The following is a 15,746-nucleotide window of genomic DNA, read 5'->3' on the forward strand; positions in this document are numbered from 1 at the left end:
CTTGCCCGTTTTGCTCCCGGACCCCCGATACGGTGACCGGGGTCAACCGAATCGGCGCAGGAACTCCTCCGCCTCGGAGGGCCTGGCCAGCACGATCCGCCGTGCGTGCGCCCCTTGCTCCGCGAGTCGCCGCGCCGTCCGCGCCCGGTGGTGCTTCGGCCAGCGCCAGACGTAGGAGTAGAACTCCAGATCCAGTCTTTCGGGGCAGCCGGGTGCCTGTTTGTCCTGGCCGTATTCGCGCAGGCATCGCGTCAGCACCCGCCACAGGCAGACACGGCGCGGGTAGTCGAGGAAGACGATCGTGTCCGCTCGCGGGAGCCGGAGATGCATCGACGACCCGTAGTTCCCGTCGATCACCCAGGCGTCGGACGCGATGATCTCCTGTTGCGCGGCGTGGAACTCGGCGTCCGGCGCCGGTGTCCACCCCGGTCGCCAGTAGAGCCGGTCGAGGTGGGTGACCGGGAGGCCGAGCGCGGCGCCGAGCCGTCGCGAGAACGTCGACTTCCCGGCGCCGCTGCAGCCGACGACCATGATCCGCCGCATCGTCAGCCGACGGCCTCGTCGAGGTACGCGGCGGCCTGCAGCGTGAACAGTTCGGCGTAGCCCGCCTTCGCCGCCATCAGTTCGTCGTGCGTGCCGTACTCGGCGACTTTTCCGTGCTCCAGCAACAGGATCCGCTCCGCTTGCCGGACGGTGGAGAACCGGTGCGAGATGTACAGCGTCGTCCGCCCCTCCGAAAGCTCCCGCAGGCGCGAGAAGAGGTCGTGCTCGGCCTGGGCGTCCAGCGCGGACGTCGGTTCGTCGAGGATCAGGATCGGCGCCTCCCGCAGGAACGCCCTCGCCAGCGCGATCTTCTGCCACTCGCCGCCGGACAGGCTCACGCCCTGGTCGAACCAGCGGCCGAGCGGGCTGTCGTATCCGCTGGGCAGGCGCTCGATCCGCTCGTCGGCGCCGGCCCGCTTCGCCGACGTCTCGATCCGTTCGCGGTCGACGAGATGCTTCAGGTCGCCGAGTCCGATGTTCTCGGCCGCGGTGCCCTGGTAGGTGACGTAGTCCTGGAACATCGCGCTGATCTGCCGCCGCAGGGCCACCGGGTCGTACTCGCGGATGTCGACTTCGTCGAGCAGGATCCGCCCGCCCGTCGGGTCGTACAGCCGGCACAGCAGTTTGAACAGCGTCGACTTCCCGGCGCCGTTGCGGCCGACGACGGCGACCGTCTCGCCCGGCCGGATCTCGAAGCTCACGCCGTCGAGCGCGGCTTCGGACGCTCCGGGGTAGGTGAAGGACACCTCTTCGAACCGGATGTGTCCCTCCACAGTGGACGGAAGAGGTCGAGGCTCCGGTGGCGCGACGATCTCCGGTTTCGTGCCGAGGAAGCGATACAGCGTGTCGAGGTAGAGATTGTTCTCGTACATCCCGGAAAACGCGGCGAACAGGCCTTGGACGGACGTCTGCACCGACGCCGCGGCGGCCGTGTACAGCGCGAGATCGCCGAGGGTGAGCCTGCCGCCGACGGCCTCCAGCGCGATGTACAGCGCGATCGCGGATCCGGCGGCGGTGCTCAGCAGCCCCCACGACGTCGAGCTGACGCTGCGTTTGCGGGTCAGTACCCGTTGCCGGTCGTAGAAGACCTGGCCGAGCCGCTGGAACCGGTCGACGAAGTACGGGCCGAGCCCGAAGAGCTTGGTCTCCTTGGCGTAGGTGTCCGTGGTGACCAGGGAGGACAGGTAGTCCATCCGCCGTTTCAGCGGCGACATCATCAACGTCAGCCAGAACGCGCGGGCGCCGTACTTCGACTGCGAGATGAATGCGGGGATCGGCGCCACGAGGGCGACGAGCGCCAGCAGCGGGCTGATCGACACGAGCAGCGCGATCATGCTGGCGAAGGTGATCATCGTCCGGACCAGGCCCAGCGCCGAGTTCATCATCGACAGCGGCCGCGTCGGCGCCTCCTGCGCGGCCTGGCGCAGCATGTCGTAGGACGCGGAACCCTCGAAGTACGACAGGTGCAGCTTGCTCGAGTGCTCCATCACCTGGTGGCGGATGGTCAGCGTCATGCGTTCTTGCAGCAGGGCCTGCCCGTAGGTGGTCAGCGCCTGGGAAAGCGCGGTGAGCGCGAGGACGCCGAACTGGACCAGCGCGACCCCGACGATCGCGCTCTTGGTCCCGTGGCCCTGGATCGCCGCGACCACCGAGTCGATCAGCAGTTTCGCGACGTACGCGGTCGCCGTGGGCAGCAGACCGGAAAGCAGGGTCACCGCGGTGATCGTGATGGTCAGGAACGGGCTCGCCTGCCAGGTCAGCTTCGCGACCTTGGGCAGGCCGCGGACCGTGCCCGTGACGTTGACCCACATGCGGGTGAGCCGGGACTTCAGGTCCTTCGGGACCGCTTCGGGCTCCGGTTCGGGGATGTCGACCGGACCGGTCAGCCCGCTGTCGGGCACCGTCGACGGCGGACGGCGTCGCCTGCCGCCGCGGGCCAGCAGCAGCTCCATGCCGCCCCCACCGGGCGGGCCGATCACGCGGCCTCCACGGCGCCGTTGAGGAAGACGTCGACGAGTTCCATCGTGGTGGGCTCGTCGCCGTTCGCGTCGAACCGCATCCGGCCGCTGAACAGCAGCGAAAGGAAGAGCGCGGCCAGCTGGGCCGCGGGCAGCCGGAGCCGTTCCCGCTCCGGTTCGAACAGCTCGGCCATGGCCTCGCGCATCGCGGTCATCGACTCCTTGCGCCGGTCCCTGCCGTCGCCGGGATCGTGGCGGTGCTCGGGCCGCCTGCCGGAGCCGTGCATGACCGCCATCAGCGCGCCCATCCGCTGGAGATGCGCGCTGAGCGCGTCGGCCGCCTCGACGAGCCTGTCGTCGAGGGACTGTTCGAGGTCGATCACCGCGATGGCGTCGAGCACCTGGTCGGGCTTCAGCGCTTCGGCGAAGCAGGTGGCGAAGAGCTCGTCCTTGTCCTTGAAGACCCGGAAGACCGTGCCCTCGCCGATGCCGGCGGCGCGGGCGATCTGGCTGGTGGTGACGCCGGAGCCGTGCTCCACCAGCAAGGGCAGCACGGACTGGACGATCATCCTCCGTCGCTCTTCGGGACTCATCCCCGGCGCTCTCCGCCGGGTGGGGGTTTCCGTCATGCTCTCCAGTGTGCGGAGTGAGCGCTCACTCCGTCAACCGATTAAGGCTGAAGCGCGTGAAGGCCCCCTTCCCTCGGCTCAGTCGAGGGAAGGGGGCCTTCACGCGCGAAACGTCAGTAGGTGATCGCGACCGCGGGGTCGGCCAGCAAGGCGCCGACGTCGGCCAGGAACTCCGAACCCTGCTGCCCGTCGACCACGCGGTGGTCGAAGCTCAGCGAAAGCTGGAGCACCTTGCGCACCTTGATCTCGCCGTCGACCACCCACGGGGTGTCCTTGATCGCGCCGAGGCACAGGATCGCGGACTCGCCGGGGTTGATGATCGGCGTACCGGTGTCGACGCCGAAGACGCCGACGTTGGTGATGGTGATCGTGCCGCCGAGCATGGCCGCCGGGGTGGTCTTGCCCTCGCGGGCGACGTCGGTCAGCTCGGTGAGCGCGATCGCGAGTTCCTTGAGGGACATCGCGTCCGCGTCACGGACCTTGGGCACGACGAGCCCGCGCGGCGTGGCCGCGGCGATCCCGAGGTGCACGTAGTCCTTGTAGACGATCTCCTGCGCCGCCTCGTCCCACACCGCGTTGACGTCCGGAGTGCGCTTGGCCGCCAGGCAGACGGCCTTCGCCGCGAAGGTCAGCGGGGTGACCTTGACCCCGGCGAACTCGCGCGACTTCTTCAGCTTCTCCCGGAATTCCATCATCGGCGTGACGTCGATGGTGAGGAACTCCGTGACGTGCGGGGCGGTGTAGGCGCTCTGCACCATCGCGGCCGCGGTGGCCTTGCGGACACCCTTGATCGGCACGCGGCGTTCCCGCGTCGCCGGGTCGTAGCCACTGTCAACAGTGGACACGGCAGCGGCCGGGGCGGCGGAACCATTGGCGGCGGCGTGCACGTCGTCACGGGTGATGACGCCGCCGTCGGCGGTGCCGGTGAGCGCGTGCAGGTCGACGCCGAGGTCCTTGGCGAGCTTCCGCACCGGCGGCTTCGCCCGCGGGACGTACCCGCCCTTCGGCTTGGCAGGCGCGACAGGCGCGGGAGTGGCGACAGGCGCGGGCGCCACAGCCACCGGAGCGGGAGCAGCGGCCACGGGAGCGGCAGTGCCCTTCCGTGCCCGCCGCTGCGTGACGACGGCCTTGGAGCCGTAGCCGACCAGCGGCTTCATCTCCTCTTCCGCCGGCTCTTCGGCGGCGGGAGCGGCGGCCGGTGCCGGGGCCGCCTTGCCGCCCGGGTCGACGTCGATGGTGAGGATCGGCGCGCCGACCTCCACCGTCTGACCCGGCTCGACGAGCAGTTCGGTGACGACGCCCGCCCACGGGATGGGCAGTTCGACGGCCGCCTTCGCGGTCTCGACCTCGACGACGATCTGGTTCACCGTCACCGTGTCACCCGGCTTGACCTGCCAGGCGATGATGTCGGCCTCGGTCAGCCCCTCCGCCGTGTCGGCGAGGGGGAAGTGTTTGTACTCGGGCATTTCAGGAACTTCCCCCTTACCAGGCGAGCGAACGGTCGACGGTGTGCAGCACCCGGTCCAGGTCGGGGAGGTAGTGCTCCTCGAGCTTGGCAGGCGGGTACGGCGTGTCGAATCCGGTCACCCGCAGCACGGGGGCTTCCAGCGAGTAGAAGCATTCCTGCTGCACGCGCGCGGCGATCTCCGAGGTCAGCGACGACTCCGACGGCGCCTCGCTCAGCGCGATGAGCCGTCCGGTCTTGCGCACCGACTCGAACACCGGCGCCAGGTCGAGCGGGGACAGCGTCCGCAGGTCGATGACCTCCAGCGACTTGCCCTCGTCCTCGGCGGCGGTCGCCGCGTCGAGCGCGACCTTCACCGACGGGCCGTACGCGACGACGGTGGCCGTCGTGCCTTCGCGGACGACGCGGGACTTGAACAGTTCGTCCGGCGTGGCCTCGACGTCGACCTCGGATTTCATCGCGCCCGAGTGGTACAGCTTCTTGGGCTCGAAGAACAGGATCGGGTCGTCGGACTTGATCGCCTGCTGGATGCCCCAGTAGGCGTCGACCGCGTTCGAAACCGACACGACCTTGAGGCCGGGGATGTGCGCGAACAGCGATTCCGGCGACTCCGAGTGGTGCTCGACCGCGCCGATCCCGCCGCCGAACGGCACCCGGATCACGATGGGCATCTTGATCTTGCCCTGCGTCCGGTAGTGCAGCTTCGCGACCTGGCTGGAGATCTGGTCGAAGCCCGGGAAGATGAAGCCCTCGAACTGGATCTCGCACACCGGGCGGAAACCGCGGACGGCGAGGCCGACCGCGGTGCCGATGATGCCCGATTCCGCGAGCGGCGTGTCCAGGACGCGCTGCTCGCCGAAGTCCTTCTGGAGACCGTCGGTGATGCGGAAGACGCCGCCGAGCTTGCCGACGTCCTCACCCATGATCAGGACCTTCGGGTCCTCTTCCATGGCGCGCCGGAGGCCGAGGTTGAGTGCCTTGCCGATGGTGAGTTTCTGGAGGTCGGCCATTTCAGTGCTCACCCGCCCCGACGAAACCGTCCATGTAGGACAGGAACTCTTCGCGCTGCGCGTCCAGCAGCGGCGTGGACTCCGCGTACACGTTGGAGAAGATCCGGTCCGGTGGCGGTTCGGGCATGTTGAAGCAGTACTCGCGAAGCTCGGCCGCGAAGGCGTCCGAATCGGCCTGCACCTGGTCGAAGAACGCCTGGTCGGCGCCGCCACCGCGGGCGAGGTACGCCCGGACGCGCTCGATCGGGTCCTTCAGCTTCCACTCCTCCAGCTCGTCGGAGAGCCGGTAGCGGGTGGGGTCGTCGGTGGTGGTGTGCGCGTCCATCCGGTAGGTGAACGCCTCGATCAGCACCGGGCCGTTGCCGTGACGGCACTCCTCCAGCGCCCAGCGGGAGACCGCGAGGCAGGCGAGGACGTCGTTGCCGTCCACCCGGATGCCGGGGAAGCCGTAACCGCGGGCGCGCTGGTACAGCGGCAGGCGCGACTGGCGTTCGGTGGGCTCCGAGATCGCCCACTGGTTGTTCTGGCAGAAGAACACGAGCGGCGCGTCGTAGACGGCGGCCCAGACGAAGCCTTCGTGCACGTCGCCCTGCGAAGTCGCTCCGTCACCGAAGTAACAGATGGTCGCTTCGCTGTCGTCGTCGCCGACCTTGCCTTCGAACTTCTGGCCCATCGCGTACCCGGCGGCGTTGAGCACCTGGTTGCCGATCACGATGGTGTACGGGTGGAAGCCGTGGGCCTTGTAGTCCCAGCCGCTGTGGTCGGTGCAGCGGAAGATGCCGAGCACCTCTTTGAGGTCGACGCCGCGGGTGTACGCGACACCGTGCTCGCGGTAGCTGGGGAACGCCATGTCCCCCTTCCGCAGCGCGCGGCCGGAGCCGATCTGCGCGGCCTCCTGCCCGAGCAGCGGCACCCAGATGCCGAGCTGGCCCTGGCGCTGCATCGCGTTGGCCTCGCGGTCCGCGCGGCGGACCAGGACCATGTCGCGGTACAGGCCCTTGAGGGCTTCGGCGTCGATGTCGTCGACGTAGCGGTCGAATTGCGGCGACGAGACCCGTTCGCCTTCGGGGGTGAGCAGCTGAGTCAGCTCAGCGCCACCTTCGCTCGTTGCTCGCAAACCGGCGATCACCTGTTCGGGGGAAGGTTGCGCCGCTACGGCGGCGGGACCGTCTCCAGGTTCCGGGTGCGTCCAGTGTTCGGACGGCATGCGCTGCTCTCCTTGATGTCGGCGCCTCTGGCGGCCACTTGTGGCGGCCACAGTGACTGCGCCGGCGGGGACCAGCGCGTCGGATCTGAAGCGCTGGGTCACCATCGGCGTTGACGGTTCGTGCGCACATCCTGGCATGCCGGACGCCGTTTTGGTCAGGGCAGGATGCTGATTTGTTGCTGAGAAACGGTGTCTGATCAGGGAAAATGCTAGGAAGCCCGAGTGTGGGGCCGCCGAAAGTAGGGGTTTCACTCGCGGGCCGACCAGCGGACGGCGAACCCGGACGGGTGTCCTGCCCGGCTTGATCGATGACGATCCGTGCCCGCCGCTGTGATCCATCACACGCTCGTTCGGGCGTGGCAGGATGGCGGACGTGGAGCAGAAATCCGTACGCGAATCCGTGGTTTCGAACTGGACCGACGAAGTCGTTCCGAGCCTGTCCGGCCTGGTGGCGATCCCCGCCTTGTCGCCGGCGTTCGACGCCGAGTGGGCGAAGACCGGCCATCTGGCCGCCGCCGTCGAGCATGTCCGCTCCTGGATCGCCGCCCGGGAGATCCCCGGCGCGACGCTCGAGGTCGTGGAACTCGAAGGCCGTAGCCCGTTGCTGGTCGTCGACATCCCGGCGACGTCCGACGCGGCCGAAAAGGGCACCGTGCTGATGTACGGGCACCTCGACAAGCAGCCCCCGGTCGGTGGCTGGTCGGAGGGGCTCGACCCGTGGACGCCGGTGATCCGCGACGGCAGGCTGTACGGCCGCGGCGCCGTCGACGACGGCTACTCGGGCTACGCGGCGACGACGGCGATCGAGGCCGTACACGCCGCCGGTGGCGAGCACTCCCGCGCGGTCGTGCTGCTGGAGACCGGTGAGGAGTCCGGCAGTCCGGACTTGCCCGCCTACGTCGAGCATCTGAAGGAGAAGCTCGGCGAGGTCACGCTGGTCGTCTGTCTCGACGCCGGCGGCACCGACTACAAGCGACTGTGGCTGACCACCAGCCTCCGCGGCATGCTGCACGTCAACGTCACCGTGAAGGTGCTCGAGTCCGCTCAGCACTCCGGTATGGCCAGCGGCATCGTGGCGAGTTCGTTCCGCGTCCTGCGCGCACTGCTCGACCGGATCGAGAACGCCGAGACCGGCGAGATCAAGCTCGCCGAACTGAGCGTCGACATCCCGGAGAACCGCGTCGAGGACGCTCGCGGTGTCGTCGAGATCGCGCCCGGCGCGGCGAAGACGCTCTTCCCGGTGGTCGGCCGGACGGTGTCCGACGACGATCTGGAACTGCTGCTCAACAACTCGTGGCGGCCGACGCTTTCGGTGATCGGCGCGGAGGGCTTCCCGCTCCCGGCCGAGGCGGGCAACGTGCTGCGCGACAGCACCACGCTCACCCTGAGCTTCCGGCTCCCGCCGACCGCGAACGCGCAGGCCGCGATGGAGGCGGTCCGCCGCGTGCTCACCACCGACGTGCCTTACGACGCTTCGGTGGAGCTCGGCGATTTCCAGGCCGAGAACGGCTGGAACGCACCGGACACCGCGCCGTGGCTCGACAAGGTCCTGCACCACGTGAGCGGCGAGGTCTTCGGTGAGCCGCACAAGAGCTTCGGCATGGGCGGGTCGATCCCGTTCATGGGGCTGCTCGGCGAGAAGTACCCGGAGGCGCAGTTCGTGGTCACCGGCGCCTGCGGGCCGGACTCGAACATCCACGTGCCGGACGAGTGGCTGAACATCGACTTCGCGCAGCGGGTCACCGAGGCGGTCGCGCACATCCTGGACGCGCACGCCCGGAGCTGACGACTGGACCGGTCGCGTTTCGTCCTCTGGATGAGGTACTTGCGTGTGCAAGGACCGCATCCAGAGGACGAAGTGCGGCGGAGGGACTCAGGCGAACTTGTTCAGTGCCGCGGTCAGCTCCGTCAGCTGCGGCGTGAAGCGCTGGTACGAGAACGGCGTCTCGTTGTTCCAGGGGATCAGCTTCCCGGCCTTCACCGCCGGCAGCTGCGCCCAGGTCGGCACGCCGCCGAGCCCGTCCGGGCCGAGCGAGAGCGAACCGCCTCGGTTGTCGTACATGATCACGTCGGCGGGGTACTTGCCGATGTTCTCCCAGCTGATCTGCTGGTAGTAGCCGCCCTGGCTCTCGTCCGGAGCCTCCGGCGTGACGAAGTTCAGGCCCTTGCCCTGGTAGTGCTTCGAGGTCGCGAACTTCGGCGCGTTCGAGACGTAGACGGCGTCCTTCTGTGCGGACACCAGCAGGATCTTCAGCCCGGCCGCCTTCTTCGCCGCCTCGCCGAGCGCGGCGTCGGCCTTCTCGTACTCCTCTTTCGCGGCCCTGATCGCCGGAGTTTCGGTGTCGGCGCCGAGCGCCTTCGCGAGCGAGATGAACTTCTCGATCCCCTCGGGCATCGAGATGTCCTGCAGCCGGATCCCGACGCTCGGCGCGGCCTTGTCGATCTTCTCCGTCTGCGTGTCCGGGACGTACCACATCTGTTCCTTGAGGTACATCACGCTGATCAGCAGCTGCGGGTTCAGCGAGACGAACTTGTCGAAGTTGAACTCGTTCCACACGTTCCCGAGCGAGGTCACCGTGTTCAGGTCGACGCCGCCCGCCTGCGGGTCCGGCTTGCCGTCGGCGAACTTCGACGGGCCGAAGATCCCGACCGACTTCACGCCGAGGTCCCACAGCGCCGCCGCGGCGGTCACCTGCGCGACGATCCGGGTGGGCCGCTCGCCTTCGAGTTTGCGGCCGCGGTCGTCGGTGAAGGACCAGGTCGCGCCCGCTCCCTGCGTGGGCGCTTCGTCCTGATAGCCGCAGGCGGTCAGGAAGCCGGTGGCGCCGAGCGCCGCGGTGCCGGCCAGGAAGCCGCGCCGGGAGAGGTGCATGGAGATCTTCTTTCGCCGTCGAGCCGGGTTTCGTCGTTAGGCTAGCCTTCGCTTACTGTGAGGGCCATGGTCCAGGTCACGGAGCGCGTCAGATCACCCAGGACCAGCGTTTCCGTGAGAACGCTGGTCCTCGTGGGGTCGCTCATCGCGCTCGTCGCGGTCGTCCTGCTTTCGATCGGCTTCGGGTCGAACCGGCTTTCGCTCGGCGAAGTGCTGCACGCCCTCTTCGCCTACGACGGCGGCTACAACGACGTCGTCGTCCGCGACGACCGCCTGCCGCGCACGGTGCTCGGTGTCCTGGTCGGGATGGCGCTGGGCCTGGCGGGCGCGCTGATGCAGGCGATCACCCGCAACCCGGTCGCCGAACCCGGCCTGCTCGGCATCAACCACGGCGCCGCCGTCGCGATCGTGCTCGGCTCCGCGGTGTTCTCGGTGACTTCGCCCGGCCAGTACGTCTGGTTCGCTTTCGGCGGGGCTCTCGTGGGAACCGCGCTGGTCTCGGTGATCGGCGGGACACGCGGCGCGACGAGCCCGCTGCGGCTGGTGCTGGCCGGGGTCGCGATCCAGGCGGTGTTCATCGGGATCAACCAGGCGATGCAGATGATCAACACGCACAACCTGCAGGCCATGCGGTTCTGGCTGGTCGGTTCGCTGGTGAACCGGGACCTGGGCCAGCTGTCGGTGCTGCTGCCGTTCTTCGTGGCGGGCGTGGTGATCGCGGTCGTGCTGGCCCGCGCGCTGAACGCGCTGGCACTGGGTGAGGACACCGCCCGGGGGCTCGGCGCGAATCCGGCGCTAGTCCGCGTCGCCGGGATGGTCGCCGTCGGGCTGCTGTCGGCGGCGGCGACCGCGGCCTGCGGGCCGATCGCCTTCGTCGGCCTGATGATCCCGCACGTCGTCCGGTCGCTGGTCGGTCAGGACGAGCGCTGGGTGATGCTGCTTTCGGCGCTGCTCGGACCGGTGCTGCTGCTCGGCTGCGACGTCCTCGGCCGGGTGGCCGCTTCGCCTGCCGAGATCCAGGTGGGTGTGATGACCGAGGTCGTCGGCGGGATCGCGTTCGTGATCGTGGCCCGCCGTCTGAAGGCGGTGCGCCGATGACCGCGTACGTCCGCCGAGAGTCCGGTTTGGACAGGCGATCGCTGATCGTCGTCGCCGCGCTGGCCCTGGTGACGCTGGCCCTCGTCGTGCTTTCGGTCGGCACGGGCGACTACGAGATGAGTCCCGGCGAAGTGCTCACGACGCTGGCCGGTTCGGGTACGAAGGCGCAGTACCTGGTCGTCATGGGACGGCTGCCGCGGGTGCTGGTCGCGATCCTCGTCGGCGCCGCGCTGGCACTGGCGGGGACGATCTTCCAGACGATCACCCGCAATCCGCTGGGCAGCCCGGACGTCATCGGGTTCACCACGGGTTCGGCGACCGGCGGCATCGTGACGCTGCTGTTCTTCGGCTCCGGCCCAGGCCTGGTCTCGCTCGGCGCGCTGGCGGGCGGGCTGCTGACCGCGCTGCTCGTGATGGCGCTGTGCGCGCCACACGGTCTGCTGAGTTCGCGGCTGGTGCTGATCGGGATCGCGGTCAGCGCGGTGCTGGTCGGCGTGAACTCGTACCTGCTGGTCAAGGCGAACCTCGAAGCGGCCGCGCAGGCGGTCGGCTGGCTGGTCGGCGACTTTTCGGGTCGCGATTGGACCTATTTCGTGCCCCTGTCCGTCGCGATGGCGGTCTTCGTGCCGATCGTGTTCGCGAACGGCCGCGCGCTGCGCATGCTGGAGATGGGCGACGACACCGCGACCGGCATCGGCGTCGACGTCCCCCGCGTGCGGCTCACCCTGGTGCTGGTCGCCGTCGGGCTGGTCGCCGCCGCCACCGCGACGACCGGGCCGCTCCCGTTCATCGCCCTCGCCGCGCCGCAGCTGGCCCGCCGGATGACACGCCTGCCGGGACCCAACCTGGTGGCGTCGGCCTTCGTCGGGGCGACCCTGGTCGTCGCGGCCGACTACCTCGGCCAGCGCCTGCTGGAGTCTTCGCTGCTTCCGGCAGGTGTCGTCGCGGCGGCCCTCGGCGGCGTGTACCTGCTCTGGCTGTTGCTGCGGCGACGGGCTTAGGTCAGCCGGGTCAGCTGCACCGAGACGTCCAAAGTGGACTGACCGCCGCCGGTGAAGATCCCCTTGAGCGGCGGCACGTCGGCGTAGTCGCGGCCGTAGGCGACCCAGACGTGCCGCGGTCCGACCGGGATCGCGTTCGTCGGGTCGTAGGCCCACCAGCCGCCGGTCCAGACGTCGACCCAGGCGTGACTTTCGCCCTCGACCGTCTCGCCGAGCTTCGCCTCCGGTTTCGTGTGCAGGTAGCCGGAGACGTACCTCGCCGGGACGCCGATCGCGCGCAGCATCACCAGTGTCACATGCGCGAAGTCCTGGCAAACCCCTTCGCGTGCCTGCCAGGCGTCGGTCGCCGTGCTGTGCACACCGGTGGTTCCCGGCTGGTACTTGAGCTGCTGGTTGACCCATTCGCAGACGGCGAGCACGGCCTCCGCCGGGTCGAGTCCCTTCCGCAGTTCGCGTGCGACCTTCGACAGCTCGGGATCGCGCGGCGTGTACGCCGTCGGCGTCAGGTACTCGGTGCGGTGGTCGACCACGGTGTCGCCGCGAAGGTCCTTCCACGACGCCGAACGGATCGGCTCGCCTTCGTCGGCGGTCTCGACCACCGACGTCGCGAGCACGGTGAACTCGGTGTGCGGCGCGTGAAGGTCGAACGAGGTCACGACGGTGCCCCAGTAGTCCGTGTAGCGATAGGCACGGGTCGCGGGGGTCGTCTCGACGCGGTTCACGACCGTGGTCTGCCGCCGATCCGAACGCGGGGTCAGCCGCGCCTCGTTGTACGACTGCGTGGCCGGCGTCGCGTACCGGTATCCGGTCCGGTGGGCCACCCGAAGCTGCCAGGTCACAGCGAAACCTCCGCACCGCTCCAGGCCACCCACGGCGACGAATGGAAGTACTGCACCGAAACCGCGTCGCCGATGTCCTTGATCGACGTCTGCAGGGTGACGAGCCGTTTCGGCAGGTCCTCCAGCAGATCCGACTGCCGCAGGAACTCCAGTTCGCTGCGGGCGCGGCCGAGCTGCCGCAGCGCCTCGGACTTCTCGTTGGCCCGCGAGTTGACGCCGGGGTCCAGCCGCTCCAGGCATTCCTCGGCCTGCCGCAGCGCGTGGAACACCGAACGCGGGAAGAGCGTGTCCCGCATCAGGAACTGCACGACCCGGGCCGCGTCGAGTGCGCCACGATAAGTCCGCAGGTAGGTGTCCTGCGCGCCCGCCGAGCGGAGCACGGTGATCCAGCCGGGTGAGGACGCGCTGTCCTGGACCCGCGAAAGCAGCAGCCGCACCACCATGTCCGCGCGTTCGACCGAGCGGCCGAGCACCATGAACAGCCAGCCGTCGTCGCGGCTCATCGTCGAATCCGCGAGCCCGGCGAACATCGCCGCGCGCTCCTCGACGAAGGAAAGGAAGGCGTGCGGCCCGGCGCGGCGCGCGTACCGCTGCCTGTCCGGTACCGCGTTCCAGGTCGCGTTCAGGCATTCCCACAGCTCGGTCGAGACGACCTCGCGGGCGCCGCGCGTGTTCTCGCGGGCGGAGTTGATCGAGCCGACGATCGACGCCGGGTTGTCCTTGGCGTAGGCGACCAGTTCGGTCAGTTTCCACACGTCGAGGGAGTCCATGCCCTCCGGGCTGATGCCGAGGACGGCGAGCAGCTGGCGGCTCGCGTGGTCCGGGTCGACGCTCGCGTCTTCGAGCAGCTGGTGCACGGAGACGTTGAGGATCCGGGAGGTGTCGTCGGCGCGTTCGACGTATCGGCCGATCCAGTAGAGCGATTCCGCGTTGCGGGCGAGCACATCAACCTCCCTTAGGCCTGTTGCTGCTGCTGTTGCTGGGTGGTGGTCAGCTCGGGGCCCTGTTCGGCGATCAGACCGTCCACATGGGACAGTGCGCCGAGCGCGGGCCGCTCCAGTTCCCGTTCCGCCGTCGAGGATCGCGGCGCCAGCACCCACGTGTCCTTCGAACCGCCGCCCTGCGACGAGTTGACCACCAGGCTGCCTTCCGGCAGCGCGACCCTGGTCAGCCCGCCCGGTAGGACGAAGATCTCCTTGCCGTCGTTGACCGCGAACGGCCTCAGATCGACGTGGCGCGGCGCGAGCCTTTCGTCCACTTTGGACGGAACGGTGGACAGCTGGACGACGGGCTGGGCGATCCAGCCGCGTTTGTTCGCCCGGACCTTCCGCTTCAACGCGGTCAGCTCGGCCGGTGTCGCTTCGGGCCCGAACACGATGCCGTAGCCGCCGGAGCCCTCGACCGGCTTGATCACCAGCTCGTCCATGTGCTGCATGACGTGGTCGAACTCGTCCGGCAGCCAGCACCGGAAGGTGTCCACGTTGGGCAGCAGCGGCTTCTCGTTGAGGTAGTACTTCACCATCTCGGGCACGTAGGTGTAGACGAGCTTGTCGTCGCCGACCCCGTTGCCGACCGCGTTCGCGATCACCACGTTGCCCGCCCGGGCCGCGTTGAGGACCCCGGCGACACCGAGCACGGAGTCCGGCCGGTAGTGCACCGGATCGAGGAACTCGTCGTCGATGCGCCGGTAGATGACGTCGACCTGCTGTTCCCCCTCCGTGGTGCGCAGGTAGACGACGTTGTCCCGGCAGAACATGTCGCGGCCTTCGACCAGCTCGACGCCCATCAGCCGGGCCAGCAGCGAATGCTCGAAGTACGCGGAGTTGTGCACGCCGGGCGTGAGCACGACGACCATCGGGTCGGCGACGTTCGCCGCGGCCGCCGCCCGCAGCGCGCGCAGCAGATGCGAGGCGTAGTCGCCGACCGGGCGCACCCGGTGCTGAGCGAACAGGTCCGGGAACACGCGCGCCATCGTGCGCCGGTTCTCCATCACGTACGAGACACCCGACGGGTTGCGGAGGTTGTCCTCCAGTACCCGGAAAGTCCCCTCTTCGTCGCGCACCAGGTCCACACCGGACACGTGGATGCGGACGCCGTTGGGCGGGTTGATCCCGAACGCCTCGCGCTGGAAATGCTCACACGAGGTGATCAGCCGTCGCGGGAGAACGCCCTCTCGCAAGATCTGCCGGTCGCCGTACGCGTCGGCGAGGAAGGCTTCGAGCGCACGGACCCGTTGCGCCACACCGCGTTCGAGTTTGCTCCATTCGGACGAAGTGATCACCCGCGGCACGAGGTCGAGCGGAAAGGGACGTTCCTGGCCGGACAGTGAGAAGGTGATGCCCTGATCCACCATCGCCCGGTCGATTGCCGCTGAACGGGACGTGAGGTCCGTCGAGGTCAGCGCGGAGATCGACTCGTAGAGCGCCCGGTACGGCTGGCGGACCGTGCCGTCGGCGGTGAACATCTCGTCGTACGCCCCCGCGTGCGGCCTGGACGGCGAAAGATAGCCGTCGAACTGCGCTCCAGGTTTTGACGCCCGGGGTTTCGCCGCCCGCCTCGCCGAAGTGGTCGCGCGAGGGCGGCGGCCCGCAGGTGGGAGGCGCGGCGCCGAGTTGTTGTTCATGGAGGTCATCGTGACCCATGAACCCCGTCCGGCGCGAGGTGCCGGGGTCGGCTTGGTGGAATGATCAACCTGATGCTAGCCTCCCCGGGCGTATTCAAACCTGACTGGGGAAGGTTGGATTCTGTTTGGCGTTTCGCCATGTGTAAAACTCGTGCGTTATCTGCTTGATAAGCAGACTCTGAATTTTCATGCAATTTCAAGGGGAATTGTGAAGAATCTTGTGAAGGCGTTCGTCGTGGCCGGTGCCGCGGTGGCGGCGTTGGCTGTTCCGGGTGTCGCGATGGCTGCTCAGGATGGTGCGGCGGCGCCGTCGACCAGTGTCGGCGTAGCGGACGTCAACAGTCGTTGGTGCGGCCATAACTATAATAGCTGTGTCAGTGAGCGGAGCAACTTCGCCCGCTATTACAAAGTCGGGCCGCTCCAGTACTTTCCTGTTGACCCCAGCTGTGCGGGTATCTGCTACAACGGCTACAAGTTCGATTACTGGAACAAGTAATAAGG

Annotated in this window: 14 protein-coding genes; 4 read left to right on the plus strand and 10 right to left on the minus strand. The window is 68.5% G+C overall.

The features are described 5' to 3' along the window. Positions 1 to 42 precede the first annotated feature (42 nt). The 6 genes from B0293_RS24905 to pdhA form a co-directional block, all read right to left on the minus strand. Positions 43 to 543 (minus strand): P-loop NTPase family protein, encoded by a 501-nt coding sequence (locus B0293_RS24905; protein WP_005155895.1) that lies wholly within the window; start codon positions 541 to 543, stop codon positions 43 to 45. A 2-nt stretch (positions 544 to 545) separates the two neighbouring features. Then, positions 546 to 2,495, minus strand: coding sequence for an ABC transporter ATP-binding protein (locus B0293_RS24910; protein ID WP_052014419.1), 1,950 nt, complete (start codon positions 2,493 to 2,495; stop codon positions 546 to 548). 23 nt (positions 2,496 to 2,518) lie between these two features. Continuing rightward, positions 2,519 to 3,094: a TetR/AcrR family transcriptional regulator gene (locus tag B0293_RS24915; RefSeq protein ID WP_005155898.1), complete on the minus strand. Its 576-nt coding sequence runs from the start codon at positions 3,092 to 3,094 to the stop codon at positions 2,519 to 2,521. Between the two features lie 149 nt (positions 3,095 to 3,243). Continuing rightward, the gene (locus B0293_RS24920) at positions 3,244 to 4,596 is read right to left on the minus strand and encodes a dihydrolipoamide acetyltransferase family protein (RefSeq protein ID WP_005160235.1); all 1,353 of its coding nucleotides are present in this window, start codon (positions 4,594 to 4,596) and stop codon (positions 3,244 to 3,246) included. 16 nt (positions 4,597 to 4,612) lie between these two features. Continuing rightward, positions 4,613 to 5,605: an alpha-ketoacid dehydrogenase subunit beta gene (locus tag B0293_RS24925; protein ID WP_005160236.1), complete on the minus strand. Its 993-nt coding sequence runs from the start codon at positions 5,603 to 5,605 to the stop codon at positions 4,613 to 4,615. A gap of 1 nt (position 5,606) precedes the next feature. Continuing rightward, positions 5,607 to 6,812, minus strand: coding sequence for a pyruvate dehydrogenase (acetyl-transferring) E1 component subunit alpha (gene pdhA, locus B0293_RS24930; RefSeq protein ID WP_039918851.1), 1,206 nt, complete (start codon positions 6,810 to 6,812; stop codon positions 5,607 to 5,609). Between the two features lie 373 nt (positions 6,813 to 7,185). On the opposite strand from pdhA, the gene B0293_RS24935 reads away from it, so the two are divergent. Then, positions 7,186 to 8,598 carry a M20/M25/M40 family metallo-hydrolase gene (locus tag B0293_RS24935; RefSeq protein WP_005160241.1) on the plus strand — a complete coding sequence of 471 codons (1,413 nt, stop codon included), beginning with the start codon at positions 7,186 to 7,188 and terminating at the stop codon, positions 8,596 to 8,598. Positions 8,599 to 8,685: 87 nt separating this feature from the next. Here the strand turns inward: B0293_RS24935 and B0293_RS24940 are convergent, their stop codons facing one another. Further along, positions 8,686 to 9,684, minus strand: a complete 999-nt coding sequence (locus B0293_RS24940; RefSeq protein ID WP_005160242.1) for an ABC transporter substrate-binding protein — start codon at positions 9,682 to 9,684, stop codon at positions 8,686 to 8,688. 114 nt (positions 9,685 to 9,798) lie between these two features. On the opposite strand from B0293_RS24940, the gene B0293_RS24945 reads away from it, so the two are divergent. Both B0293_RS24945 and B0293_RS24950 read left to right on the plus strand, forming a co-directional pair. Beyond that, the gene (locus B0293_RS24945) at positions 9,799 to 10,782 is read left to right on the plus strand and encodes a FecCD family ABC transporter permease (RefSeq protein WP_005160245.1); all 984 of its coding nucleotides are present in this window, start codon (positions 9,799 to 9,801) and stop codon (positions 10,780 to 10,782) included. Next, on the plus strand, positions 10,779 to 11,783 hold the full coding sequence (locus B0293_RS24950; protein WP_005160248.1) for a FecCD family ABC transporter permease: 1,005 nt from the start codon (positions 10,779 to 10,781) through the stop codon (positions 11,781 to 11,783). The genes B0293_RS24945 and B0293_RS24950 overlap by 4 nt, the downstream gene beginning before the upstream one ends. Here B0293_RS24950 and B0293_RS24955 read toward each other — a convergent pair. Genes B0293_RS24955 through B0293_RS24965 form a run of 3 tightly spaced genes read right to left on the minus strand, consistent with a single transcriptional unit; the run spans position 11,780 to position 15,254 of the window. After that, positions 11,780 to 12,622: a transglutaminase family protein gene (locus B0293_RS24955; protein WP_005160252.1), complete on the minus strand. Its 843-nt coding sequence runs from the start codon at positions 12,620 to 12,622 to the stop codon at positions 11,780 to 11,782. The two genes, B0293_RS24950 and B0293_RS24955, sit on opposite strands and share 4 nt — an antisense overlap. Then, complete coding sequence (locus B0293_RS24960) at positions 12,619 to 13,566, minus strand: alpha-E domain-containing protein (RefSeq protein ID WP_005160255.1); 948 nt, start codon at positions 13,564 to 13,566, stop codon at positions 12,619 to 12,621. Before B0293_RS24960 ends, B0293_RS24955 begins: the two co-directional genes overlap by 4 nt. A gap of 11 nt (positions 13,567 to 13,577) precedes the next feature. Beyond that, a complete protein-coding gene (locus tag B0293_RS24965; RefSeq protein ID WP_052014506.1) occupies positions 13,578 to 15,254 on the minus strand; it encodes a circularly permuted type 2 ATP-grasp protein in 1,677 nt (558 codons plus the stop codon). Between the two features lie 142 nt (positions 15,255 to 15,396). On the opposite strand from B0293_RS24965, the gene B0293_RS24970 reads away from it, so the two are divergent. Continuing rightward, entirely contained in the window at positions 15,397 to 15,741 is a 345-nt protein-coding gene (locus B0293_RS24970; RefSeq protein ID WP_143254637.1) for a hypothetical protein, read from the plus strand. The last annotated feature ends 5 nt before the right edge of the window (positions 15,742 to 15,746 follow it).

The sequence above is a fragment of the Amycolatopsis azurea DSM 43854 genome (genome assembly GCF_001995215.1).
GTDB lineage: Bacteria > Actinomycetota > Actinomycetes > Mycobacteriales > Pseudonocardiaceae > Amycolatopsis > Amycolatopsis azurea.

Coding starts and splice junctions, on each gene's coding strand:
- pdhA (WP_039918851.1), bottom strand. CDS start 6,812: ATGCCGTCCGAACACTGGACGCACCCGGAACCTGGAGACGGTCCCGCC.
- B0293_RS24905 (WP_005155895.1), bottom strand. CDS start 543: ATGCGGCGGATCATGGTCGTCGGCTGCAGCGGCGCCGGGAAGTCGACG.
- B0293_RS24910 (WP_052014419.1), bottom strand. CDS start 2,495: ATGGAGCTGCTGCTGGCCCGCGGCGGCAGGCGACGCCGTCCGCCGTCG.
- B0293_RS24965 (WP_052014506.1), bottom strand. CDS start 15,254: ATGACCTCCATGAACAACAACTCGGCGCCGCGCCTCCCACCTGCGGGC.
- B0293_RS24940 (WP_005160242.1), bottom strand. CDS start 9,684: ATGCACCTCTCCCGGCGCGGCTTCCTGGCCGGCACCGCGGCGCTCGGC.
- B0293_RS24915 (WP_005155898.1), bottom strand. CDS start 3,094: ATGAGTCCCGAAGAGCGACGGAGGATGATCGTCCAGTCCGTGCTGCCC.
- B0293_RS24950 (WP_005160248.1), top strand. CDS start 10,779: ATGACCGCGTACGTCCGCCGAGAGTCCGGTTTGGACAGGCGATCGCTG.
- B0293_RS24925 (WP_005160236.1), bottom strand. CDS start 5,605: ATGGCCGACCTCCAGAAACTCACCATCGGCAAGGCACTCAACCTCGGC.
- B0293_RS24920 (WP_005160235.1), bottom strand. CDS start 4,596: ATGCCCGAGTACAAACACTTCCCCCTCGCCGACACGGCGGAGGGGCTG.